The 23298-nt window shown below is 72.0% G+C and carries 18 protein-coding genes and 2 pseudogenes; 9 read left to right on the top strand and 11 right to left on the bottom strand.

Going from position 1 to position 23298, the window contains the following annotated elements; translation table 11 throughout:
• Nucleotides 1-119 precede the first annotated feature (119 nt).
• The 4 genes from ACQPY0_RS50865 to ACQPY0_RS50880 are packed head-to-tail and all read left to right on the top strand — an operon-like array spanning nucleotide 120 to nucleotide 6266.
• Entirely contained in the window at nucleotides 120-3680 is a 3561-nt protein-coding gene (locus tag ACQPY0_RS50865; protein ID WP_432978438.1) for an FtsK/SpoIIIE domain-containing protein, read from the top strand.
• A 15-nt stretch (nucleotides 3681-3695) separates the two neighbouring features.
• The gene (gene era / locus ACQPY0_RS50870) at nucleotides 3696-4586 is read left to right on the top strand and encodes a GTPase Era (RefSeq protein ID WP_432978441.1); all 891 of its coding nucleotides are present in this window, start codon (nucleotides 3696-3698) and stop codon (nucleotides 4584-4586) included.
• Nucleotides 4587-4623: 37 nt separating this feature from the next.
• On the top strand, nucleotides 4624-5472 hold the full coding sequence (gene recO, locus ACQPY0_RS50875; RefSeq protein WP_432978444.1) for a DNA repair protein RecO: 849 nt from the start codon (nucleotides 4624-4626) through the stop codon (nucleotides 5470-5472).
• The gene (locus tag ACQPY0_RS50880; protein WP_432978447.1) at nucleotides 5469-6266 is read left to right on the top strand and encodes an isoprenyl transferase; all 798 of its coding nucleotides are present in this window, start codon (nucleotides 5469-5471) and stop codon (nucleotides 6264-6266) included. Before recO ends, ACQPY0_RS50880 begins: the two co-directional genes overlap by 4 nt.
• A 114-nt stretch (nucleotides 6267-6380) precedes the next feature.
• Here ACQPY0_RS50880 and ACQPY0_RS50885 read toward each other — a convergent pair.
• Nucleotides 6381-7107 (bottom strand): annotated as a pseudogene (locus ACQPY0_RS50885) (IS5/IS1182 family transposase).
• A gap of 2249 nt (nucleotides 7108-9356) precedes the next feature.
• Between ACQPY0_RS50885 and ACQPY0_RS50890 the strand changes: the two are divergent.
• Nucleotides 9357-10793 (top strand): NF041680 family putative transposase, encoded by a 1437-nt coding sequence (locus tag ACQPY0_RS50890; protein WP_432995309.1) that lies wholly within the window; start codon nucleotides 9357-9359, stop codon nucleotides 10791-10793.
• Between the two features lie 9 nt (nucleotides 10794-10802).
• Here the strand turns inward: ACQPY0_RS50890 and ACQPY0_RS50895 are convergent, their stop codons facing one another.
• Genes ACQPY0_RS50895 through ACQPY0_RS50910 form a run of 4 tightly spaced genes read right to left on the bottom strand, consistent with a single transcriptional unit; the run spans nucleotide 10803 to nucleotide 14037 of the window.
• Complete coding sequence (locus tag ACQPY0_RS50895) at nucleotides 10803-11141, bottom strand: cytidine deaminase (RefSeq protein WP_432978450.1); 339 nt, start codon at nucleotides 11139-11141, stop codon at nucleotides 10803-10805.
• On the bottom strand, nucleotides 11134-12456 hold the full coding sequence (locus ACQPY0_RS50900; RefSeq protein WP_432978453.1) for a hemolysin family protein: 1323 nt from the start codon (nucleotides 12454-12456) through the stop codon (nucleotides 11134-11136). The genes ACQPY0_RS50895 and ACQPY0_RS50900 overlap by 8 nt, the downstream gene beginning before the upstream one ends.
• Nucleotides 12457-12493: 37 nt before the next feature.
• Nucleotides 12494-12949: an rRNA maturation RNase YbeY gene (gene ybeY, locus ACQPY0_RS50905; protein WP_432978455.1), complete on the bottom strand. Its 456-nt coding sequence runs from the start codon at nucleotides 12947-12949 to the stop codon at nucleotides 12494-12496.
• A gap of 14 nt (nucleotides 12950-12963) precedes the next feature.
• Nucleotides 12964-14037, bottom strand: a complete 1074-nt coding sequence (locus tag ACQPY0_RS50910) for a PhoH family protein (RefSeq protein ID WP_432978458.1) — start codon at nucleotides 14035-14037, stop codon at nucleotides 12964-12966.
• Between the two features lie 221 nt (nucleotides 14038-14258).
• Between ACQPY0_RS50910 and ACQPY0_RS50915 the strand changes: the two genes are divergently transcribed.
• Nucleotides 14259-15044 carry a VOC family protein gene (locus ACQPY0_RS50915; protein WP_432978461.1) on the top strand — a complete coding sequence of 262 codons (786 nt, stop codon included), beginning with the start codon at nucleotides 14259-14261 and terminating at the stop codon, nucleotides 15042-15044.
• 89 nt (nucleotides 15045-15133) lie between these two features.
• On the opposite strand, the gene ACQPY0_RS50920 is transcribed toward ACQPY0_RS50915, so the two are convergent.
• Together ACQPY0_RS50920 and ACQPY0_RS50925 are read right to left on the bottom strand one after the other, a co-directional pair.
• Complete coding sequence (locus ACQPY0_RS50920) at nucleotides 15134-16486, bottom strand: serine hydrolase domain-containing protein (RefSeq protein WP_432978464.1); 1353 nt, start codon at nucleotides 16484-16486, stop codon at nucleotides 15134-15136.
• The gene (locus ACQPY0_RS50925; protein WP_432995753.1) at nucleotides 16483-16821 is read right to left on the bottom strand and encodes an HIT domain-containing protein; all 339 of its coding nucleotides are present in this window, start codon (nucleotides 16819-16821) and stop codon (nucleotides 16483-16485) included. The genes ACQPY0_RS50920 and ACQPY0_RS50925 overlap by 4 nt, the downstream gene beginning before the upstream one ends.
• A gap of 12 nt (nucleotides 16822-16833) precedes the next feature.
• On the opposite strand from ACQPY0_RS50925, the pseudogene ACQPY0_RS50930 reads away from it, so the two are divergent.
• A pseudogene (locus ACQPY0_RS50930) lies at nucleotides 16834-17460 on the top strand (SDR family NAD(P)-dependent oxidoreductase); the annotation flags it as partial.
• A 135-nt stretch (nucleotides 17461-17595) separates the two neighbouring features.
• On the opposite strand, the gene ACQPY0_RS50935 reads toward ACQPY0_RS50930, so the two are convergent.
• From ACQPY0_RS50935 to hrcA, 3 genes are read right to left on the bottom strand one after another with little or no spacing between them, the layout of a single operon-like run.
• Nucleotides 17596-18294: a 16S rRNA (uracil(1498)-N(3))-methyltransferase gene (locus ACQPY0_RS50935; RefSeq protein ID WP_432978467.1), complete on the bottom strand. Its 699-nt coding sequence runs from the start codon at nucleotides 18292-18294 to the stop codon at nucleotides 17596-17598.
• Nucleotides 18291-19415 (bottom strand): molecular chaperone DnaJ, encoded by a 1125-nt coding sequence (gene dnaJ / locus ACQPY0_RS50940; protein ID WP_432978470.1) that lies wholly within the window; start codon nucleotides 19413-19415, stop codon nucleotides 18291-18293. Before dnaJ ends, ACQPY0_RS50935 begins: the two co-directional genes overlap by 4 nt.
• A 26-nt stretch (nucleotides 19416-19441) precedes the next feature.
• Nucleotides 19442-20464, bottom strand: a complete 1023-nt coding sequence (hrcA, locus tag ACQPY0_RS50945) for a heat-inducible transcriptional repressor HrcA (protein WP_432978473.1) — start codon at nucleotides 20462-20464, stop codon at nucleotides 19442-19444.
• A 184-nt stretch (nucleotides 20465-20648) separates the two neighbouring features.
• Between hrcA and ACQPY0_RS50950 the strand changes: the two genes are divergently transcribed.
• On the top strand, nucleotides 20649-21233 hold the full coding sequence (locus ACQPY0_RS50950; protein WP_432978476.1) for a DUF4870 domain-containing protein: 585 nt from the start codon (nucleotides 20649-20651) through the stop codon (nucleotides 21231-21233).
• Nucleotides 21234-21284: 51 nt separating this feature from the next.
• Here ACQPY0_RS50950 and hemW read toward each other — a convergent pair whose 3' ends face one another.
• Nucleotides 21285-22481 (bottom strand): radical SAM family heme chaperone HemW, encoded by a 1197-nt coding sequence (gene hemW / locus ACQPY0_RS50955; RefSeq protein ID WP_432978479.1) that lies wholly within the window; start codon nucleotides 22479-22481, stop codon nucleotides 21285-21287.
• Between the two features lie 17 nt (nucleotides 22482-22498).
• On the opposite strand from hemW, the gene ACQPY0_RS50960 reads away from it, so the two are divergent.
• Nucleotides 22499-23269, top strand: coding sequence for an enoyl-CoA hydratase-related protein (locus tag ACQPY0_RS50960; protein ID WP_432978482.1), 771 nt, complete (start codon nucleotides 22499-22501; stop codon nucleotides 23267-23269).
• The last annotated feature ends 29 nt before the right edge of the window (nucleotides 23270-23298 follow it).

Below are 23298 nucleotides of genomic sequence, written 5' to 3' on the forward strand. Positions count from 1 at the left end.
ACTCGGCGTTGCGGCGCTTACTGTCGAGGGCGGAAGCCCTGCAGCGCGTCCGCCCCGCCACCAGGCTTTCTGGGCAAAGACGATGGACGATGCCGCGCGGGAAAGAAAGGGGCCGGTCGATGGACCTGCTGATCGACGTGCGAGTGGCGAGGCGAGACTCGGCCGCGACGCTGGATCGGATGGTCCGGCTGCGGGCCGACCCGGGCGGCGCCGTACCGGACCTGATCACCGCGCTGCTGGGCCTGCTCGACCCGGCCGAGCGGCCGCAGCAGACGACGTGGGCCTGGCTGCTGCGCACCGGCCGCCGCCTCGACCCCAACCGCCCCCTCGGCGACCAGGGGCTGCGCTGCGGCGACACGGTGCTGCTGGCCCCGCCGGAGCAGCGCCCGCAGCGGCCGGCCCGCGTCGAGGGGCAACGCTTCGAGCTGCTGGTCCTGGCCGGCCCGGACGCCGGGATCTGGGTGCCGCTGGCCCCGGGCGAGTTCGTCATCGGCACCGGCCCCGCGAGCGACCTCGTGCTCACCGACACCACGGCCGGCCGCCGCCACCTGCACCTGGGCATCGGCAGCCACGAGGTGGCCGCCACGGACCTGCGCTCCCCCGGGGGCACCCGCCTCAACGGCGAGCCGCTGACCGGGACCGCGACGCTGACCGGCGGACAGTTGCTGCGCCTCGGGGCGACCCTGATCACGGTCGAGGAGGTGCCCGCGGACGCGCCCGCGCCCAAGGGGCCGCCGCCGGCGGTGTGGCTTCCGGTCGTACCGCAGCCGCCCAAACGCCGCCGCCTCACCCTGCGGCGCCGTCCGGCCGATCCGGCCGCCGAGTTCGCGGCCGCCATGGAGCGCGCGGAGGCGGACGCGGCGATCAAGCACCGCGCCGTGATCCAGGCGCGGCGGGCCGAGTCGCCCAGCGTGGCCCACCTGGCCCGGGCCGCCGACCGGCAGGAGAAGCCGGCCCGCCGCCCCGACGACCGGGACTTCCTCACGCTGCGGATCGCCACCGCCGACCAGCCCAGCCGGCTGCGCTTCGAGCAGGCGCCGACCACCGGCGAGTTCGACCCCACGCACACCGATCGGATCAGCGCCCTGCGGCAGCGCTACGCGACCGACCCCGACGTGCCCGTCGAGGCCGACCTGCGCGCGCTCGGGGCGCTGGGCGCCGCCGGGGACGCCGGGACCCGCCGGGCGGTGCTGCGCTCGTGGGTGGTGCAGCTGGCGACCCTCGCCGGCCCGAACGACCTGGCCCTGGTGGTGCTGGCCACGCCCGAGGAGGCCGAGCACTGGACGTGGACCGGCTGGCTGCCGCACACCCGCACCCTGACCGCCGCCTTCGCGCCCGGCGCCCGCACGGTCGCCGCCGCCGACGACGACCGGCGCCGGGTCCTCGCCCTGGTCGAGGCCCTGCTGCGGCAGCGCCGGCTGGGCCGGCACGCGATCGCCGAGCAGTTCTCGCCGCACGTGGTGGTGGTGCTTCCAGACCCCGATTCCGTACCCCGTGAGTCGCTCGCCCGCCTCGTCGAGGACGGCCCCCGGGGCGGGATCAGCCTGGTCACCGGCGCCGAGACGCCCGAGGACCTGCCGGCCGGGGTGGTCGCGCTGTCCGGCGACGGCATCGGCGCGGCGGTCGCCGACCGGGTCGCACACGCCCTGGCCGCCAACCGCGACGCGGCCGGCGGGGCGGCACCGCGCATGGCCCCGCTCGGCGAGGTGCTCGGCCTCGGCGGAGAGCCAGCCCCGAGCGCGATCGTGAAGCGCTGGGTCCCCTCGACCCGCGACCGCGGCCTGGCCGCCCCGATCGGCTTCGGCGGCACCGGCCCGCTCGTGGTCGACCTGCGCCGCGACGGGCCCAACGGCATCATCGCCGGGGCGCCCGGCTCCGGCCGCGCCTGGCTGCTGCGCTCCTACCTGACCGCGCTCGCCGCGACGTACCCGGCCAACCGCCTCACCTTCGTGCTCGTCGACAACGGCGGCGCCACGTTCGCCGAGTGCACCGAGCTGCCCCACACGGTCGGGGTGTTCACCGGCGACGACGGATACCTCGCCCGCCGCGTCCTGGTCTCCCTCGGCGCCGAGGTCCGCCGCCGGGAGGCGGTCCTGCGCCGGCACTCGGTGAAGGACATCGTGGAGATGGAGCGCCGCCACCCGGCCGCGGCCCCGGCGAACCTGCTCATCGTCGTCGCCGAGTTCACCGCCGCGCCCGCCGAGTTCGTCACCGGCCTGCGGGAACTGGCCCGGCGCGGCCGCCCGGCCGGCGTCCACCTGCTGCTGTCCACGGCCTACCCGCACGGCGCCGTCGACGACGACCTGCGCGCCGAGGCGCCGCTGCGCATCGCCCTGCGGGTCGAGGAGGAGCAGGACAGCCTGGAGGTCCTGGAACGCCCGGACGCGGCCCACCTGTCCCCCCTGCTGCCCGGCCGCGCCTTCGTCCGGACGGTAACCTCGGACCCGGACGCGGTCCAGATCGCCTACGGCGGCGCCCGCTCCCCGTCCGACCGCTCCGCCGGCCCGACAATCGTCACCGAATGGCGCTTCGAGTCCGGCCTGCACACCCCGGTCCCCCCGCTGGACCCCGGCCCCGACGCCACCCCGCGCACCCCCGAGCCCCGCACCGCCGCCTCCACCCCGACCGTCACCGCCAGATACGCCTCAACCACCTCCTCTACCGCGACCCCAGCCAACTCCCGCACCGCCACAACCGCCCCCGGCACCGCGACCCCAGCCAACTCCCGCACCGCCACAACCGCCCCCGGCACCGCGACCTCGGCCAACTCCCGCACCGCCTCAGCCGCCTCCTCCACCGCGACCTCGGCCGGCTCCCGCGCCGCCGCAACCGCTCCCGGCGACGCCTCCCGCGCCGCCTCGACCGCCGCCCGGCTCGGTTCGGACATTTCCGATAAATCCGGTTCATCCAACCCGACCGCTCACCGCGAGCCCATCCCGGACAACGGCGAGGTCACCGATCTCCAGCGCCTCGTCGCGGCCATCTCCGCCGCTCACCGCGAGGCCCGCGTCCCGGACCAGCCGAAGGCGTGGCACGCGCCACTCGCCCCCACCTACGAAATTTCGGAAATTCCCGACCTGCCCGAATCAGCGCGGGACGCGTTCGCGGCGGCGATCGGGATGGTGGACCTGCCCAACTCACAGGCCGTGCAGGTGTGGCCGCTCGACCTCGACGAGCTCGGGCACCTGCTGGTCTACGGCCCGACCGGGGCCGGCAAGTCGACGCTGCTGGACACCGTCGCGGCCGCGTTCGAGCGGCGGTACGACGGGGCGAAGCTGCGCGTGTACCGCGTCGACGCCACCGACGTGAAGGCCGCCGCGAAGCTGCTCGGCACGATCGAGAAGCTGGTCGCCGAGCGGGCCGCGCTGGACGAGCACGACGGCGCCCGGGTCCTGGTGCTGGTCGACGGGCACGACGCGTTGCTCAACGAGGTGCTCACGGCGGTGGCGGCGGGCGGGAACGGGGTCGGCGTACACCTCGTGCTCGCAACGGAGCAGCGTAGCTCCGTGCCGACGTCGCTGTCGCGGCTCATGCCGGGCCGGATCGTGCTGCGCACGGCGGGCCGGGGACTGGTCGAGGGCAGCGTCGAACTGCAGGTCGCCACCGCTCCCCCGAAGCCCGTCGCGGGCAAGCTCACGACACCTTCACAGCGCCCCCGCCAGTTGCGGCTGGAAGTCTGAGTACCCTGAAGCGTTGTGCAGCACAGTGAGTACCGTGCGGGCTTCGCCTGCTTCGTCGGCCGACCCAACGCTGGCAAGTCGACGCTGACCAACGCGATCGTCGGCCAGAAGATCGCCATCACGTCACCGAAGCCGCAGACGACTCGGCACACGGTGCGCGGTGTCGTACACCGGCCGGACTCTCAGCTGGTCCTCGTCGACACCCCCGGCCTGCACCGCCCCCGCACGCTGCTCGGCGAGCGCCTCAACGACCTGGTGCGCTCGACGTGGAGCGAGGTCGACGTGATCGGCCTGTGCCTGCCGGCCGACGAGGAGATCGGCCGCGGCGACCGGTTCATCAGCGGCGAAATCGCCGAGCTCAAGGCGACCCTGGTGGCGATCGTGACCAAGGTCGACCTGGTCGACCGGGCGACGCTGGCCAAGCGCCTGCTGGCGGTGCAGGAGCTCGGCGAGTTCGCCGACATCGTCCCGGTCAGCGCCGTCTCCGGCGAGCAGGTCTCGACCCTGGTCGACGTGATGATCTCGCACCTGCCGCGCTCGCCCCAGCTGTACCCGGACGGCATGCTCACCGACGAGCCCGAGCAGGTCCTCATGGCTGAGCTGATCCGCGAGGCGGCCCTCGACGGCGTCCGCGACGAGCTGCCCCACTCGATCGCCGTGCTCGTCGAGGAAGTACTGTCCGAGGAGAACGGCCTCACCCGCGTCTATGCCGACATCTACGTCGAGCGCCCCAGCCAGAAGGCGATCGTCATCGGCCACCAGGCGAGCCGGCTCAAGGAGGTCGGCACCCGGGCCCGCCGCGAGATCGAGGACCTCCTCGGCGGCCGCGTCTACCTGGACCTGCACGTGCGCGTGGCCAAGGATTGGCAGCGCGACCCGAAGCAGCTGCGCCGCCTGGGCTTCTGATGACTGTTTTCCTCAGGCCTTCGCCGGGAACTCGCTGATGTCCGGTGGATCCGGCTTCAAGGGGAAGCTCTATCGGGACGACGCCGTCGTGCTGCGGGTGCAGAAGCTGGGCGAGTCCGACCGGATCATCACCCTGTTCACGCGCCACCACGGCCGCATCCGCGCCGTGGCGAAGGGCGTGCGCCGCACCACCTCGAAGTTCGGCGGGCGCCTGGAGCCGTTCGGGCACGTCGACGTGCAGCTGCTGGAGGGTCGCAGCCTCGACGTGATCAGCCAGGTGGAGGGCGTGGACCTCTTCGGCCGGCGGTTCCTGGCGGACTACTCGCGATACACGCTGGCCAGCGCCATCGCCGAGACCGCCGAGCGGCTCACGCCCGTCGAGCAGGAGCCCTCGCTGCGCCTGTTCCAGCTGACCCTGGGCGCCCTGCGCGCGCTGGCCGTGGCCGAGCACGCCGGGGGCCTGGTGCTGGACGCGTACCTGCTGCGCGCCATGAGCACCGCCGGCTGGGCCCCGGCGCTGCGCGAGTGCGCCGTCTGCGGCACCCCCGGCCCGCACCGCGGCTTCTCCGTCCCGGCCGGCGGCGCGGTCTGCCCCGACTGCCGCCCGCCGGGCGCCGCCCACCCCGCCCCGGCCACGATCGAGCTGATGTCGGCGCTGACCGTGGGCGACTGGGCCGTGGCCGACGCCGCGGCCCCGAGCCACCAGCGCGAGGCGAGCGGCCTGGTGGCGGCCCACCTGCAGTGGCACCTGGAGCGCTCGCTGCGCTCGCTGCCGCTGGTCGACCGCGAGGCGCGCCCGCTGCGCCCACGCTCCGCTTCCGACGACGACGTCGCCGGGGAGCGCCCGTCGCGCTCCCTCCCCTCCTCTGGAAAGGAACGCTCGTGAGCAGGGACTTCCGCCCGCCGTCGGCGCACCCGAGCGGTGCCCGTCCGCCGGCGCTGCCGAAGGAGGCCGTACCACAGCACGTGGCGATCATCATGGACGGCAACGGCCGCTGGGCGAAGCAGCGCGGCCTGCCCCGCACCGCCGGCCACACCGCCGGCGAGGCTGCCCTCTTCGACGTGATCGAGGGCGCCCTGGAACTCGGCGTCAAGTACATCAGCGCGTACGCGTTCTCGACCGAGAACTGGAAGCGCTCCCCCGACGAGGTCCGCTTCCTGATGAACTTCAACCGCGACACGATCCACCGCCGCCGCGACGAGTTCCACGCGATGGGCATCCGGGTCCGCTGGGCCGGCCGCCGCCCCCGGCTCTGGCGCTCGGTGATCAGCGAGCTGGAGTACGCGGAGCAGCTCACCCGCCACAACGACAAGCTGACGTTCACAATGTGCGTCAACTACGGCGGCCGGGCCGAGGTCGCCGACGCCGCGGCGCGCATCGCCGCGGACGTGAAGGCCGGCCGGCTGAAGGCCGACCGCATCACAGAGAAGACCTTCGCGCGGTACCTGGACGAGCCCGACCTCCCGGACGTCGACCTGATGATCCGCAGCTCGGGCGAGATGCGCACGTCGAACTTCATGATCTGGCAGGCCGCGTACGCCGAGTTCGTCTCCGTCGACACCCTGTGGCCCGACTTCGACCGCCGCCACCTGTGGTACGCCTGCGAGGTCTACGCCAAGCGCGACCGCCGCTTCGGCGGGGCGATCCCGAACCCGGTCGTCCCGACCCTGACCACCTGAGCGATCCGACAAAATGTCGGGCGCCGAGGCGCCCGACATTTCGGACTTAGAGGCCGCGCATATAGGTCAAGATCATGGGCGGCGGGCGGGGCGCTTGTCCCACCGGTACAGGGTTCACGCCTGCCGGATCGGGCTATGTGGCGTGGTGATGGTGTCGGCGAGGTCAAGGAACGCGTTGATGACGCGTGCTCTGCGTTGGTAGCAGCGTTGCAGGCGGTTGGTGGCGTTGTGCGAGGAGTTCGTCCGCTCGACGTGCCATCTCCGGCTGGCCTGGATGGGTGCTTTGTCGCCGTTGTGGGTGATTTCGCCGTTCAGGGTTCCGGGCAGCCGGAACCTCGCGGGTGACCGCCGAGTCGTCGCCGGTGTCCCAGATGCGCCATCACCTGCTCGGGCAGCGGACCGGACGCGTCGAGTGTGTCGGGGGTTGGCCCCAGCAGCTGTGGTGGATCGTGTCGGTTCGCGCTGGCCGGGACCCGATCCAGAGGGATCCCTGTACCCTCGACCGTGCTGGGGCGTTTTATCCCATGTTTGCCCCGGTCGGCCGGGGACCGGCCGGGGACCTCACCGCCGCCAGGAGCCTTGGTGATGCATCCGTCTACGGCGATGTCCTCCCGGGCCGGGCCGACAATCCGGTCGTAAGCCCCAAAACGATCATGTTGAGTTGTTTGAACACACCCAAAGCGATCCACTCGTCACGCCGGTTCCGGAACTTCTCGAACACCAACCGATCCGCCACCCGCGGACGGTGACAGCCCAGCGGATGCAAAGGATGCACCACCGGCCATAAAATTAAGACGAGCGGAGCCGCAACGCACTGCTGCAGCTTCTTGCACCGGCGCAGCTTCGCGCCACCCATTGTGAGGGACACGGTCGACGCACGTGCCTCGTGCGTCGTCGTCGTTCTTACGGCGCTCGGAAATGCTGGTCGGTGGTCCGTTGGGATAGGGCTGGACGGATTTCGTGCGTGAGATTTCCCGGGAACAGTTCTCATGTGCCGGCAGGCGCTGATACTCGCCGGTATTACTTCGCAGTGTCGTGTCAGCGGGCCGGCGCGGATTCTCCCGGGCGTGCCCGCGCCGCACCGACGGGCCGGCGGGATGGCACTGATGCAGTGGGTGCGGCCCGGCGCTGCAAGGCGGGGCCGGGTTGACCGGCGCCATACGTCGGGTGCCGCACTGCGGCGTGGTCGTCCGAGCCGGCATCGATCGCGGGGCGGTCCGGGCCGCGCGGACGCTTCGACCGGCGGCGGTGTTTCGGCCGCTGGCGGTGCTTCGGCCGCTGGCGGTGCTTGGGCCGGTGGCGGTGTTTCGGCCGGTGGCGTGCCGAGGCCCTGTCCTTGGCCGGCGGTGCCGAGGTCCCGGCTGGGGCCTTGGTCGGCGGCCGCGCCGTGGCCGTGGCCATGGCCACGCGCGGTGCCGGGGTTGTGGCTGGGCCATGCCGGGGTCGTGCGTGGCGCCGAGGCCGGGGCGAGGGTCGTGGCCGTGCGTGGCGCCGAGGTCGGGGCCGTGGCGGGAGCCGGGGCCGTGGCTGTGGCTGTGGCTGTGGCGGGAGCCGGGGCCGTGGCTGTGGCTGTGGCGGGAGCCGGGGCCGTGGCTGTGGCGGGAGCCGGGGCCGTGGCTGTGGCGGGAGCCGGGGTGGCTGGTTCGTTCACTGCGTCTTCCCGGCCGTCGGCAGCCACGCTTGCCGGCGGGGTGCTCGCGCGTATTCGGCGGAGTTTCTCGGCGTGTCGTTGAGCGAGACCCCACGCGCGATGCCGGGCATGTTCCCGACGGAACTCCTCATTCGCCGCGGAATAACGACGCGACCTGGTCCGGTCACGCATGGCAGCCAATTCAGACTTGCAAAACAATTGCAGCTGCCCCATGCATTCATTCTCCCAGAATCCAGCCCGACCCGCCGCCCCGAACGGCCGACGGAAATGTCAAATGGTGCACGCACACTCCGCGTCGAGGCTTGCCACCCAACGCGACGGAAGCTGGGTCATCGGCCACGAACACGCCGAATACACGGGCACCCGATCACCGCGCCGGGTCACTGCAATACCCCGCCCCGACGTCGTGGTGCTTGACGCAGAAAACCTGGACCAAAGGCAGACGACAAAACAGCTCGACAACACCGACGCCCCCGCCGTGGCAGGCCTCATCGAACGCCGCCCATGTGAGGTCAACAGATTGTCAGCCCGGCCCGAGAGGACATCGCCATGGACGGATGCACCACCAAAGCTCCCGGCGGCGGTGAGGCCCCCGGCCGCCCCCCGGCCAACCGGGGCAAACATGGGATAAAACGCCCCAGCACGGTCGAGGTACAGGGATCCCTCAGGACCGGGTCCCGGCCGGCGCGAACCGACACGATCCACCACTGCTACTGGGGCCAACCCCCGACACACCGGACGCGTCCGGTCCGCCGCCCGAGCAGGTGACGGCGCATCTGGACACCGGCGACGACTCGGCGGCCACCCACGAGGTTCCGGCCGCCCGAACCCCGGCCGGCGAAACCACCCACAAACGGCGACAAAGCACCCAGCCAGACCAGCCGGAAATGGCACGTCGAGCGCACGAACTCCTCACACAACACCACCAACCGCCCGCAACGCTGCTACCAACGCACAGCACACGTCATCAACGCGTTCCTTCACCTCGCCGACACCATCACCACGCCACATAGCCCAATCCGGCAGACGTGAACCCTGTACCGATGGGACAAACGCCCCGCCCATGATCTTGGCCTATTCGCGCGGCCTCTTATCCGCATTTTGTCCACGCCGACCGACGGCTGGACCTTTCGGCCGATAAATCGGGCGTTGACGCGCCGCGACTCATCACGCCCCAGCTGGAACTGGTCAAGATCACGCCTCGTCGCGGCGGGCCCTCACCCCCCTGCCGCACCGCGGGCGGGAGACGCTGGCAGGACGCCTATCGCCGATCGCTTTTAGCTTTAGTTTTAACCGGTCGGTTCAGAGGTCTTTGATCTTTTGGGCCGGTTTCGGTGTGTCGTAAGGACATGGGTACGGCCACCCGTGATCATTCGGAGTGCTGAAGCTTCGAAGGATGTGGGGTGGCCGTGGGGCCTACTATGCCAGGTTTGCGGGCGGTGGTCGCGGCTGAGCCGGTGGTGTGTCGTGCCGGGCTGATCGCGTGGCGGGCGGCGCTGTACCGGTGTTTCGGCAGGCGTGCGGATGCCCTGTTCGAACTGGTCGATGCGGTGCTCACCGCGCAGGGGCCGGTGGGTTCGCTGGTGGAGCTGTCGCTGGAGAAGGCGTTCCGGCGGGGTCATGGGGCGTTGTACGACGCCCTGGCCTGCGGGGTGATCGATGTTGCGGCGCTGCGCGAGCTGATTGCCGGTTCGTGGGACGGTCTGGACGACGGGCCGGTGAAGATCGCGGTGGATGTGTCGTCGTGGCCGCGTCCGGACGCGGAAACTTCCCCGGAACGGTGTCACTGCTACACCGCCTGCCGCTGCGACGGGGCCCGTAAGACGATCCCGGGGTGGCCGTTCTCGTTCGCTGCCGGCCTGCAGTGGGGCGCCTCGTCGTGGACGACGCTGTTGGACGCGGTACGGATCGGCCCGCACGACGACCCGACCCTGGTCACGGTCGAGCAGGTCGCCGAGGTGTCCGCGCGGCTGGACACGGCCGGCATGTTGGTGGGGCGGCCCGCCCCGATATTCGTGTTCGACTCCGGCTACGACCTGACCAGGATCAGCTACCTCCTCGGCACCCGCGGCGCGCGGGTGCAGGTGCTCGGCCGGGTCCGCAGCGACCGGGTGTTCTACGCCGCGCCGGGCTACGCCGGACGGGTCGACGGCCGGCCGGGGCGGCCACGCCGGCACGGCGACCGGTTCGAACTGTCCACGCCCGCGTCGCTGCCACCAGCCGATGAGCGGTTGTCCGCACAGAGTCCACGCTATGGTCAGGTGCAGGTCAGTGCCTGGCATGGACTGCACCAGAAGCTGGGCAGGCAGGCCGGCTGGACCGACTTCGCCGGTGTGTTACCGATCGTGCCCGGCACGGTCATCCGCATCCAGGTCGAGCACCTCCCCGGCAACCGTAAGCCAGACGATGTGTGGCTGTGGCACACCGCACCGCCCGGCACCGGGTTCGACCTGGACCTGCTGTGGAAAACGTACCTGCGCCGGTTCGATCTGGAACACACGTTTCGGCTGCTCAAGCAGACCCTCGGCTGGACCGCACCGCAGATCCGCACCCCGCAGCAGGCGCAGCGCTGGACCTGGCTGATCATAGCCGCGCACACCCAGCTTCGGCTGGCCAGGACCCTCACCACCGATCTGCGCCGGCCCTGGCAGCAACCGATCCCAACCGGTACACCGATCACCCCGGGCAGGGTCCGGCGGGGTTTCGGCCAACTACGCCGACACCTGGGCACCCCGGCCGGTAGACCAAAATTCACCGCCCCCGGACCCGGCCGCCCCACCGGCAGCACCCGACCACCACGAACCCACTACCCCGTCGGGAAGAAGAAGCCCGCAACGGACGAACCAACAGCAACAAAACCCAAGATCACAGGTTAAAACTAAAGTTTAGTCGCCGATGGTGTCGAAGACCTTTGCGTCCGGGCCGGCCAGGTGGATCGGCGCGGCGGGGGACACATCACGGACCGCCGCGCGGCCCAGCGCGTCCAGCGTCGAGGCCTCCGTGACCACCGCGGCCGCCTCCAGCTTCGTCGCGCCTGAGGACACGGCGGACGCCACCGCCAGCTGCAGCGCGCTCAGCGACACGGACGGCAGCGCCACGGTCGCCGCGTTGTAGGTGCGGCCGTCCTGGTCGCGGACGGCGGCGCCCTCCACGGCCCCGATGCGCCCCCGGGCCGCCCGGGCCAGGGTCACCAGCTTCGCGTCTTCGGCGGACAGATCAGGCATCGGCGTGCTGCCTCTCGCTCTCGTGGCCGGCCGGCTCCTCGTCCTCGGGCTCGGAGCGCCGGACCAGCAGGGTGTCGATGCGGTTGCGCCGGCCGGCCGTGCCCTCGGCGACGAGGACCAGGCCGCCGACGACGGCGGTGGCGCCCGGGATCGGGACGCGGCCCAGGGCCTGGGCGAGCAGGCCGGCGACGGTCTCGACCTCGTCGGCGGGCAGCTCGACGCCGAAGAGCTCGCCGAGGTCCTCGATGGGCAGGCGGCTCGTCACGCGTACGGAACCGTCGGGCAGCTCCTCGATCGGCGGGCGCTCGCCCACGTCGTACTCGTCGGTGATCTCCCCGACGATCTCCTCGAGGATGTCCTCGATGGTGACGAGCCCGGCCGTTCCGCCGTACTCGTCGATGATCACCGCCATGTGGGTGCGCGCGGCCTGCATCTCGCGCAGGAGGTCGTCGACGGGCTTGGACTCGGGCACGAACGTGGCGTCGCGCATGACCTGGGCGACGGGCATCTCGGCGGCGCCGATCTCGTTGCCCGCGGTGCGCCGGACGAGGTCCTTGAGGTACACGATCCCGAGCACGTCGTCGACGTTCTCGCCGACGACGGGGATCCGCGAGAAGCCGCTGCGCATCGCGAGCATCAAGCCCTGGCGGACGGTCTTGTGCGCCTCGATCCAGACCATCTCGGTGCGGGGGACCATGACCTCGCGGGCGATCGTGGTGCCGAGGGCGAAGACCGAGTGGATCATGTCGCGCTCGCCGTGCTCGACGACGCCGCGCTGCTCGGCGAGGTCGACGAGCTCGCGCAGCTCGATGGTGGTGGCGAAGGGGCCCTCGCGGTACCCCTTGCCGGGGGTCACCGCGTTGCCGATGAGGATCAGCAGCCGGGCGAGCGGGCCCAGCGCCGTGCCGAGCCAGCGCACCGGCGGAGCGGCGAAGCGGGCCACGTGATAGGCGTGCTGGCGCCCCATCGTCCGCGGCGCGACCCCCACGACGACGAAGCTGATCACCGTCATGACCCCGGCGGTGATGAGGGCGGCGAGCCAGTCCCGGTGACCGCCGACGGCCGCGGCGGTCATCAGGGCCACCAGCGTGGTGGCGGTCAGCTCGCACAGCAGGCGCAGCAGGAGCAGGAGGTTGATGTAACGCGCGGGGTCGGCGGCGACCACCTCCAGCGCGCCGGCCCCGGGCTTGCCCTCGCGGGCCAGCTCGTGCGCGCGCGCCGGGGAAACCACGTTGAGCGCCGCGTCGGTCATCGCGAACAGGCCCGCGAGTACGACCAGCCCCGCAACCGTGGTCAGGAGCGTGACGTCACTCACCGGTCCACGGCCCTCGGTAGTCGTTCACAACCGTCAGTCACGACTTTCGCCAGCTCTCCAGGAGCCGGGCCTGCAGGCCGAACATCTCGGCCTCCTCCTCGGGCTCGGCGTGGTCGTATCCGAGCAGGTGCAGAATGCCGTGGACGGTCAGCAGCGCCAGCTCGTCGATCGCGGCGTGCCCGGCGGCGGCGGCCTGCTTGGCGGCCACCTCCGGGCAGAGCACGATGTCGCCGAGCAGCGCCGGCTCGCCGGAGCCCTCGCCGGGGCCGTGGTCGACGCTACCTTCGTCCATGGGGAAGGCCAGCACGTCGGTGGGGCCCTCGCCGTCCATCCACCGGTGGTTGAGCTCGGTCATGTACTCCACGTCGACGCACAGGATCGACAGCTCGGCGAGCGGGTTCACGCCCATTTCGTCGAGTGCGTGCCGGGCCACCGCGAGAATGGTGTCGGAGTTGACGTCGACGCCGGACTCGTTGGCGATCTCGATGGACAACAAAGCTCCCGTGGCTATCTGCGTCGCCCGGGCCGGCCGCCCTGTGCGGCTCGGTCCGGGACGGCGCGCACCGGCTGCTGAGCCTCTTGCGCTTCGTCCCAGCGGGCGTAGGCGTCGACGATCTCACTGACCAGCCGGTGGCGCACGACATCGGCGCTGCCGAGCAGGGCGAAGTGAACATCCTCGACGCCGTCGAGGATCTCACGGACGACCCGCAGCCCCGAGCGGGTCCCCCCGGGGAGGTCGACCTGCGTCACGTCACCGGTGACGACGATCTTCGAACCGAAGCCGAGCCGGGTCAGGAACATCTTCATCTGCTCGGGCGTGGTGTTCTGGGCCTCGTCAAGGATGATGAAGGCGTCGTTGAGGGTCCGGCCGCGCATGTACGCCAGCGGCGCCACCTCGATCGTCCCGGCGGCCATCAGCTTCGGGATGGACTCGGGATCGATCATGTCGTGCAGGGCGTCGTAGAGCGGGCGCAGATACGGGTCGATCTTGTCGTAGAGCGTCCCGGGCAGAAACCCGAGCCGCTCGCCGGCCTCGACCGCCGGGCGGGTCAGGATGATCCGGTTGACCTGCTTGGCCTGCAGGGTCTGCACGGCCTTGGCCATGGCCAGGTAGGTCTTGCCGGTGCCGGCGGGCCCGATGCCGAACACGACCGTATGCTGGTCGATCGCGTCGACGTAACGCTTCTGCCCCAGCGTCTTCGGCCGGATCGTGCGCCCGCGGCGGGAGAGGATGTTGAGCGTCAGCACCTCGGCCGGACGCTCGGCGGTGTTCTGCTGCAGCATCCCGACGGTGCGCCGGACGTTGTCCGGGGTCAGGATCTCCCCCTTGCGAACCAGCTCGATCAACTCGCTGAAGATGCGCTCGGCCAGGGCGTTGTCCGCGGCCTCGCCGGTGATGGTGATCTCGTTGCCCCGCACGTGCACGTCACTGCGCACCGACCGCTCGACGAGCTTGAGGATCTCGTCGCCGGCCCCGAGCAGCCTGACCATCACGTGCGGGTCGGGAACGGTGATCTTGCTGATGGCCCGCACGGACTGCTCCGACGACGCTGCCGGCACGGGGTTTGGGGTCTCGGTCATACCTTGGCCGCGTTGGGCCTCAAGCACCTGCTTCCGGGCTCGCTCCAGCCTGGCGGATTGTCCAGGCTCTTCATGGTATCGGCTGAGCGCTCGCGCGACCGTTCCCATTTTTCGCCACGATGGGGTTCGGCCGATCATGCGGTCTGCGGCGAATCGCCCGCGCGAGACCTACCCGTGCTGGTAGGGAGGCAGTTGACCGATTCAGTTTGGAGGCCCCCGCCATGGTCGAGCGCACCGGATACGTTGACGGCGAGCCCTGCTGGGCGGACGTCGTGGCGGCCGACGTCCCAGCCGCACAGCACTTCTACGGGTCCGTCTTCGGCTGGACGTACACCGACACCGGCGCCGACTTCGGCCACTACGTGATGTGCCTGAAGAACGGCCGGATCGTGGCCGGGATGAGCCCGCCGATGCCCGGCTCGGAGCAGCTGCCGGCCGCCTGGAGCCTGTACCTCATGTCGCACGACCTGGCCGAGACGGCGTACCGCATCGAGGAGCAGGGCGGAAAACTGCTGGTGGCGCCGATGGACATCCCGGGCAACGGCCGCATGCTCTTCGCCATGGACCCCTCGGGCGCCGCGTTCGGCGCCTGGGAGCCGGGCCGCCACACGGGCTCGCAGCTGTACGACGAGACCGGCGCCCTATGCTGGGCCGAGGTGACGACCCGGGAACCCACGGTGACCGACTTCTTCTACCGCGACCTCTTCGGTTACCGCCAGACCAGGGTCCCCGGTACGGTCGACTCGGGCGATGAGGCCATCGACTACTCGGCGTGGAGCCTCGGCGACGCCGACCCGGTCGCCGGCCGTCTCACGATGACGCCGGCCTGGGAGGGGGTCCCGGCCCACTGGAGCGTGTACTTCGCCACCGACGACACGGACGCAGCGGCGAAGCGCGCCCTGGCCGCGGGCGGCAGCGTGCAGCACGGCCCGTTCGACTCCCCGCACGGGCGCATGGCTGTGATCGAGGATCCGAACGGCGCCGTCTTCACCCTCATCAGCCGGTGACGGCGGGTGATGGATTCTCGCGGTCCGTGACGGGCGGAACGTGAATTATTTTCACAATGCTAGGGTGTCATCAAGCGGCGCGGAACCCGTCAGAACCGGTAGCCGTCGAACGCCTCCTGGCCCCGCGTGAACCGGTAGGTCGCCCAGTGCATCCGCACCACATCGCCGGTCTCCGGGTCGCGGGTGAGCCGCAGCAGCTCCCCCGCCTCGCGCCCGGAGACCGTGCGCAAGACGTCGGGCGAGCCGTCCACGGGCGCGAACACCGCCGGCGGCCGCTTGCCCGGCGCGTCCACGGGGCGGGCGTGCAAGGAGCCGTCGCGCCAGCTGAAGGCGTATTCGAAGCCCTCGCCCCACCACCGGCCGAGGATCGAGCGGTAGACGGCCGGCGCGGGCGGGCCCGGCACCCAGGAGGCGATGTCGGCCGGGTCCTGCTCGACGACGGCGTCGAGCAGGTCGTGGGGCAGCTCGCAGATCTCCCCCGCCGTGCCGCTCGAGCCCAGCGCCGCCGCCCCGAGCGCCTTCGGCGTGCCGGCGCCGCCGACCCGCCCGTAGGCGCCGGCCAGGAAGCCCGGCATCGCGCCGTCGTGCCCCACGTGGACGATCCGCTCGCCGCCCGGCCGGGGGTGCAGGATCAGGCCGAGCCCGAAGCCGCGGGCCCACAGCACGTCCTCGGTGACGACCTGCGGCGCGCGCATCTCCTCGACGGTCGCGGCCGACAGGATGGTGCCGTTGGGGTCCATCTCGCGCGGGTCGGCCAGGAACGCGGCCCAGCGTGCCAGGTCGGCGGCGGTGCTCCACAGCTGGGCGGCCGGCCCGACCGCGCCGAAGTCGGTGGGCGGCTCGGGGTGGGCGTAGTCGGACCAGGCGTCGACCTGGTAGCCGGTGACCGGCCGCGACGGGGTGACCGCGGTGTCGTGCAGGCCGAACGGGTCGAGGATGCGCTCCTGCAGGACCTCGGCCCAGGTGCCGCCGCGCAGCCGGCCGACGAGGTGGCCGAGCAGGGCGATCGCCAGGTTGGAGTAGTGGAACCGCAGGCCCGGGCGCAGGACCTGCTCGGCCCGGTCGAGCTGGGCGAGCAGGTCCTCGAGGCCGGGCGCCCGCATCGTGTCCCACACGTCGCCGTGCGGCTCCCGCTGCAGCCCCGACACGTGCGCGAGCATCCGCCCGACCGTGAGCTCGCCGTGGGCCTTCACGGGCAGGTGGCGGGCGATCTGGTCGTCGAGGTCGAGCAGCCCCGCGTCGCGGCACTGCATCACGAGCACGGCCGTGAAGGTCTTGGTGATCGAGCCCATCCGCAGCTGGCTGGCGGCGTCGACGCCCTCGCCCACCTGGAAGGTCCACATCGGACGGTCGGCGCGGTGCACCGCGACGCTGAGGGCCGGGACCCGGGCCTCCGCCTGGACCTTGCGCGTCATTCGCTCGTACTGCTGCGGCGCCCTCATGCGCGGACCATCGGACCCATACGCTGCCCGCCCAGCACGTGGGCGTGCGCGTGGAAGACTTCCTGACCACCGTCGGCTCCGGTGCTGCCGGTCAGCCCCTCGGCCTTGGCGACGTCCGCGCAGGTCGCGAGCACCGCGCCGGCCAGCCTGGGGTTGGCCGTGGCAAGCGCGGCGACGTCGGCGTGGCGGCTCTTGGGGATGACCAGCCCATGGACGGCCGCCGCACGGGGCCTGATGTCACGGAACGCCGGCGTCGTCTCGGTCTCGTGCACCACGGTCGCCGGGATCTCACCGGCGACGATGCGGCAGAACAGACAGTCACTCGTCACCGCCATTAGGGTACGCGCATGCCTACCCAACGAGTCCTCGTCACGGGCGCGGCGCGCGGCATCGGCGCCGCGATCGCGCACGCCTTCGCCACCGCCGGCGCCCGCGTGGCCGTCCACCGCCGCACCCCTGCGGACCCGGGCCTGCCCGGCGACGGGCATGCGGTGGTCACCGGCGACCTGAGCGACCCGGAGGCGACCCGCGCCCTGGTCGACGCGGCCGCCGAGGCCCTGGGCGGCCTGGACGTCGTGGTCAACAACGCGGCCGTGTACATCGAGCACAAGATCCTCGACACGACGTACGAGCAGTGGCAGTCCGCCTGGCGCGACACCCTCGCCGTCGACCTCCTGGCCCCGGCGAACGTCTGCTGGGCCGCGGCCCGCCACCTCACCGGCGGCGGCCGCATCATCAACGTGAGCTCGCGCGGCGCCTTCCGCGGCGAGCCCGACCACCCGGCGTACGGTGCCGCGAAGGCCGCCCTCAACTCGATGACCCAGAGCCTGGCGCGGGCCCTGGCCCCGAGCAGCATCGCGGTGACGGCGGTGGCCCCGGGTTTCGTGGCGACGGACCTGGTGGCGGACCTGCTGGCGGCCCCGCAGGGCGAGGCGATCCGGGCCCAGAGCCCGTTCAACCGGGTCGCCACCCCGCAGGAGATCGCCGCCGCGGTGCTCTACCTGGCCTCCCCGGAGGCGCCATCCTCGACCTCAACGGCGCGAGCTATTTCCGCTGATTCACCGAAAAAACCGAAAGAACCGAAGAACCGAAGAACCGAGAGAGCTGACTCACCAACGCCCGAGGCGGACGGAGAGCGCGGCCACCGCGGCCGCCCCGGCGGTCGAGGTCCGCAGCACCTCACGCCCGAGCCGGACGGGGGTCCCGCCCAGGACCTCGAGCTCCTCGGGCGCCACCCCGCCCTCGGGCCCCACCACCAGCGTGATCTCCCCGGCCGCGGGCAGGGCGACCGAGGACAGCGCGGTGTCCGCCTCCTCGTGCAGCACCAGCACGGTCCCGGCCGGCCGGAGCTGCCTGGTCGTGCAGGCGTCGGAGACGGAGGGAACCCACGCCCGCCGCGACTGCTTCGCCGCCTCGCGGACGGTGGAGCGCCACCGTTCGACCGGGCGGGCGTCCTTCCACCGGGCGATGCTCCGCGCCGCCTGCCAGGGCACGATCCGGTCGGCCCCGACCTCGGTGAGCAGCTGCACGGCGAGCTCGGCCCGCTCCCCCTTGGCGATGCCCTGCACCACGGTGATCGAGGGCGAGGGCGCGGGCTCGAAGGAGGCCGGCCCCAGGCTGAGCGACAGCGCGCCCTTGCGGGCCGAGGCGACGACGGCGGGGATCAGGCCACCGCGCCCGTCGCACAGCAGCAGCGCCTCACCGGGCGTGAGCCGCTGCACGTCCGCCGCGTGGTGCCCCTCCGGCCCGTCGAGGACGAACGCCGAACCGGAGGGAAGCTCAGGGACGAGGAAGAGGGGCGGGCTCACGCGTGGCCGTTGAAGGCGTCCCGCATCCGGGAGAAGAATCCGCCCTGCTTGGACAACTCGGCGACCTCCTCGCCCCGGGTGCGGGCGAACTCGCGCAGCAGCCGCTCCTGCTCGGGCTCCAGGCGGGTCGGCGTGCGCACGTCCAGGTGGACGTAGAGGTCGCCGCGGCCGGCGCCGCGCAGGTGGGGCACGCCCTTGCCGCGGATGCGCAGCGTCGAGGTCGGCTGGGTGCCGGCCTTGACGTCGACCGTCTCCTCGCCGTCGAGGGTCTTGATGGTCAGGCGGGTGCCGAGGGCGGCCGCGGTCATCGGGACGGTGACGCGGCAGTGCAGGTCGTCGTCCTTGCGTGAGTACACGTCGTGCGGGCGCTCGTGGATCTCGACGTAGAGGTCACCGGGCGGGCCGCCGCCGGGGCCGACCTCGCCCTGCTGGGCGAGGCGGATGCGCATGCCGTCCTCGACGCCCGAGGGGATCTTGACGGTCAGCGAGCGGCGGGTGCGGACGCGGCCGTCGCCGCCGCAGGTCGCGCACGGGTGCGGGATGACGGTGCCGAAGCCCTGGCAGGCCGAACACGGGCGGGCCGAGACGACCTGGCCGAGGAAGGTGCGCTGCACGGACTGGACCTCGCCGCGGCCCTGGCAGATCTCGCAGGTCTGCGGGTGGGTGCCGGGCGCGGTGCCGGCGCCCTGGCAGGTGGTGCAGACCACGGCGGTGTCGACCTGAATGGGGGCCTCGACGCCGAACGCGGTCTCGTGCAGGTCGAGGTCCAGGCGCAGGATCGCGTCGGCGCCGGGGCGCACGCGCGGGCGCGGGCCGCGGGCGGACTGGGTGCCGAAGAAGGCGTCCATGATGTCCTGGAAGCCCACGAACGCGCCGCCGGCGGGGCCGCCACCGCCGCCGCTCGGGGCCAGCGGATCGCCGCCGAGGTCGACCATCTCGCGCTTGCGCGGGTCGGAGAGGACCTCGTAGGCGGCGTTGATCTCCTTGAACTTCTCCTGCGCGGCCGGGTCGGGATTCACGTCCGGGTGAAACTCGCGGGCCAACTTTCGGTAGGCCCGCTTGATCTCGTCGGCCGTGGAGTCCCGCTTGACCCCGAGAATCCCGTAATAGTCCTTCGCCACTGAGTCCTATGCCCCTGAGATAGATGTCAACTCTGTGCCAGCAGGTCGCCGACGTAGCGTGCCACGGCGCGCACGGTCGCGATGTTGCCGGGGTAGTCCATCCGGGTCGGGCCGAGCACGCCCATCCCGCCGACCACCATCGTGCCGGGGCCGTACCCGGTCGCCACGATGGACGCCGTACGCAGGTCCTCGATCTCGTTCTCGTCGCCGATGCGGACCCGCGTGATGCTCGGCTCCACCTCGCCGAAGAGCTTGAGCAGGATGACCTCCTCCTCGAGCGCCTCGAGGATCGGCCGCAGCGAGCCCTGGAAGTCCAGAAGGCCGCCGCGGGCCAGGTTCGCGGTGCCGGCCAGCGCGATGCGCTCCTCGGACCGCTCGAGCAGCGTCTCCAGCAGTACTGTCGAAAGGGCCGTCATCGGCGGCCGCAGGCTCGGCGCCGCCTCCTCGACCAGGGCCGCCACCAGCGGAGGCGTCTCCGCCAGCCGCTTGCCGACGAGCTTGTCGTTGATCAGGCGGCGCAGCTCGGTGACGTGGTCGGCCAGGATCGGCCCGGGCAGGTCGACCAGGCGCTGCTCGACCCGGCCGGTCTCGGCGATCATCACCACCATGAGCCGGGTGGTGGAGATCGGCACCAGCTCGAAGTGCCGAACGCTCGCCCGCGACAGGCTCGGATACTGCACCACGGCGACCTGGCGGGTGAGCTGCGCGAGCAGCCGCACCGTGCGGTGGACCACGTCGTCGAGGTCGACCGCCCCGATCAGGAACCGCTCGATCGCCCGGCGCTCGGCCGGGCTGAGCGGCTTGACCCTGGAGAGCTTGTCGACGAAGAGCCGGTAGCCGGCGTCGGTGGGCACCCGGCCCGCGCTGGTGTGCGGCTGGCGGATGTATCCCTCCTCCTCCAGCACCGCCATGTCGTTACGGACCGTCGCCGGAGAGACCCGCAGGTTGTGCCGTTCGACGAGCGCTTTGCTCCCGACCGGTTCCTGAGTGGCGACGTAGTCCTCGACGATGGCGCGCAGCACCTCAAGCTTCCGCTCGTCAAGGGCCATGGCACCTCCTCGGGGACTGGCACTCCCAAACCGTGAGTGCCAGTCTACGTCAGTCGCGCGGGGGCACGCGATGATCGTTTGGCGCACGATCGTCCGTACGGCCGCTGGACTGGGCAAAAGATGTCCTAAAGTCGTCATGCCGTGTCGCTGGCGCCACTTGATCGATGCACCTACCGTGGCCCCCATGAGTGAACCACCTCGCCCTCCGGGGGACTACGGCCCGCCGTCGGACCCCAACTTCGGGTACCCGCCCCAGCCCCCCGTCTCGGGTGGCGGTTACGGTCCACCGCCGTCCAGCGGTGGCGGCGCCTACCCCCCGCCGCCCACGTCCGGCGCGGGGTACCAGCAGCCGGGCTACCAGCAGCCCGGATACCAGCAGCCCGGGTATCAGCAGCCGGGCGCCTACGGTCAGCCCGGCGGCTACGGCCAGCCGGGTGCCCCGGTCGGCTACGCCAACAGCGACGAGAAGACGTGGGCGCTCATCGCCCACTTCGGCGGCATCTTCTTCGGCTTCATCGCCCCGCTCGTCGCGCTCCTGGCGAAGGGCAACGAGTCGCCGACCGTCAAGGCCCACGCGAACGAGGCGCTGAACTTCCACATCACGTGGGGCATCATCCTGTTCGTCGGTGCCATCCTGTCGGTGTGCACGCTGTTCATCACGCTGATCGTGCCGTGGGCGATCATCATCATCTTCGCCATCATCGGCGGCATGAAGGCGAACAACGGGGAGCTGTACCGCTACCCGATGACGTTCCGCTTCATCAAGTAAGCGCTCAGGTCAGACGCCGGGGCGGCCCTGCCGGGTCGCCCCGGCGTCGTGTCATGTCAGCGCCCGGGCCACCCCGTCGGCCAGCAGGCGGCCACGCAGGGTGAGCACCGCCCGGCCCGCCGCGAACGCGTCCGGCTCCAGCTGCCCGTCGGCGAGGCAGTCGCGCGCCCCGGCCAGGCCGGCCTCGTCGAGCGCCCCGAGCGCCAGGCCGTCGGCGAGCCGGATGCGCAGCAGAACGTCCTCCATGTGCCGTTCGTCCGGCGTCAGTACCTCACGAGCCTGCCCCGGCGACGCGGACTCGGCCAGCCGGGCCGCGTAGGCGTGCGGGTGCTTCACGTTCCACCAGCGCACCCCGCCGACGTGGCTGTGCGCGCCCGGCCCGAACCCCCACCAGTCCCCGCCGCGCCAGTACAACTCGTTGTGCCGGCACGGCGAGTCCTTCGACCAGTTCGACACCTCGTACCACGCGAAGCCCGCCGCGCTCAGGGCCTCGTCGGCGGCGATGTACCGGTCGGCGGCGACGTCGTCGTCGGGGTACGGCAGCTCGCCGCGGCGCATCCGGGCGGCCATACGGGTGCCGTCCTCGACGATGAGCGCGTACGCGCTGACGTGGTCCACCCCGGCGTCGATCACGGCGGCCAGGGAGCCGGCGAAGTCCTCCGGCGACTCCCCGGGGGTGCCGTAGATCAGGTCGAGGTTCACCCGCTCGAAGCCGGCGGCGCGGGCCTCGGCGGCGGCCGCGACCGCCCGGCCCGGCGTGTGCCGGCGGTCGAGGACGGCCAGCACGTGCGGGGCCGCCGACTGCATGCCGAGCGAGACGCGGTTGAAGCCGGCCGCGCGCAGCTCGCGCAGGCCCGCCGGGCCGACGGACTCGGGGTTGGCCTCGGTGGTCACCTCGGCGCCGGCGGCCAGGCCCCAGGTGCGGTCGATGCCCTCCAGGATGCGGGCGAGCTCGGCCGGGGGCAGCAGCGTCGGGGTGCCACCGCCGAAGAAGACCGTGTCGACCCGGGGCGGGCGGAGCACCTTCGCGGCCAGGGCGAGCTCGTCGAGGACCTGCTCGGCGTAGCCGGCGGCCAGGACGCCCTCACTCGCGGTGTAGGTGTTGAAGTCGCAGTACCCGCAGCGGCTGGCGCAGAAGGGGACGTGGACGTACACGCCGAAGCCGTGGCGGCCCGCACCGGCGGCGACCCCCTCGGGCAGGGCACCGTCGCGCGGCATCGGCTCACCTTCTGGCAGTACTCCCGGCATTTGTCTAGTGTGCCCGCATGCCCTTCGTGCGCTTCGAGACCGGGCGGGGCGTGGCGACGCTCACCCTGGACAGTCCGGCCAACCGCAACGCGCTGTCCACGGCCCTGATCGAGGAGCTGCTCGCGGCGCTGGCCGCGGCCGACGCCGACAACTCGGTCCGGGCGGTCGTGCTCACCCACACCGGCCCGGTCTTCAGCTCCGGCGCCGACCTCAAGGAGACCGCGGCCGCGGCCGCCTCCGGCAAGCCGCCGGTGAGCCGGCTCGGCGACCTGCTCACCGCGATCTGGCACGGCCGCAAGCCGGTCGTGGCGAGGGTCGCGGGCCCGGCGCGGGCCGGCGGGCTGGGCCTGATCGCGGCCGCCGACATCGCCGTGTGCACCACCACCGCCACGTTCGCGTTCACCGAGGTCCGCATCGGTGTCGCGCCCGCCGTGATCTCCACCACAGTGCTCCCCCGCCTCGCCCCACGGGCCGCCGCCGAGCTGTACCTGACCGGCGCGACCTTCGACGGGGTGCGGGCCGAGCGGATCGGGCTGGTGAGCGCCGCGGTCGAGCCCGAGCGGCTGGACGAGGTGGTCGAGGGCTACCTGCGCGACCTGGTCCGCGGTGCCCCGGGCGCCCTGGCCGGCGCCAAGGAGCTGCTGCGCCGGCGGCCGGAGGGTTTCCAGGACGAGGTGCGGGCGATGACCGCCCTGTCTGTCGCATATTTCGGATCCGCCGAGGGGCGGGAGGGCATCATGGCCTTTCGGGAGAAACGCGACCCCGAATGGGTACCCCGCGACACCTGACGGCCTCCCGCGGCGTTGCCTGACAGCCT

It is taken from the genome of Dactylosporangium sp. CA-233914, assembly GCF_050942935.1.
Taxonomy (GTDB): Bacteria; Actinomycetota; Actinomycetes; order Mycobacteriales; family Micromonosporaceae; genus Dactylosporangium.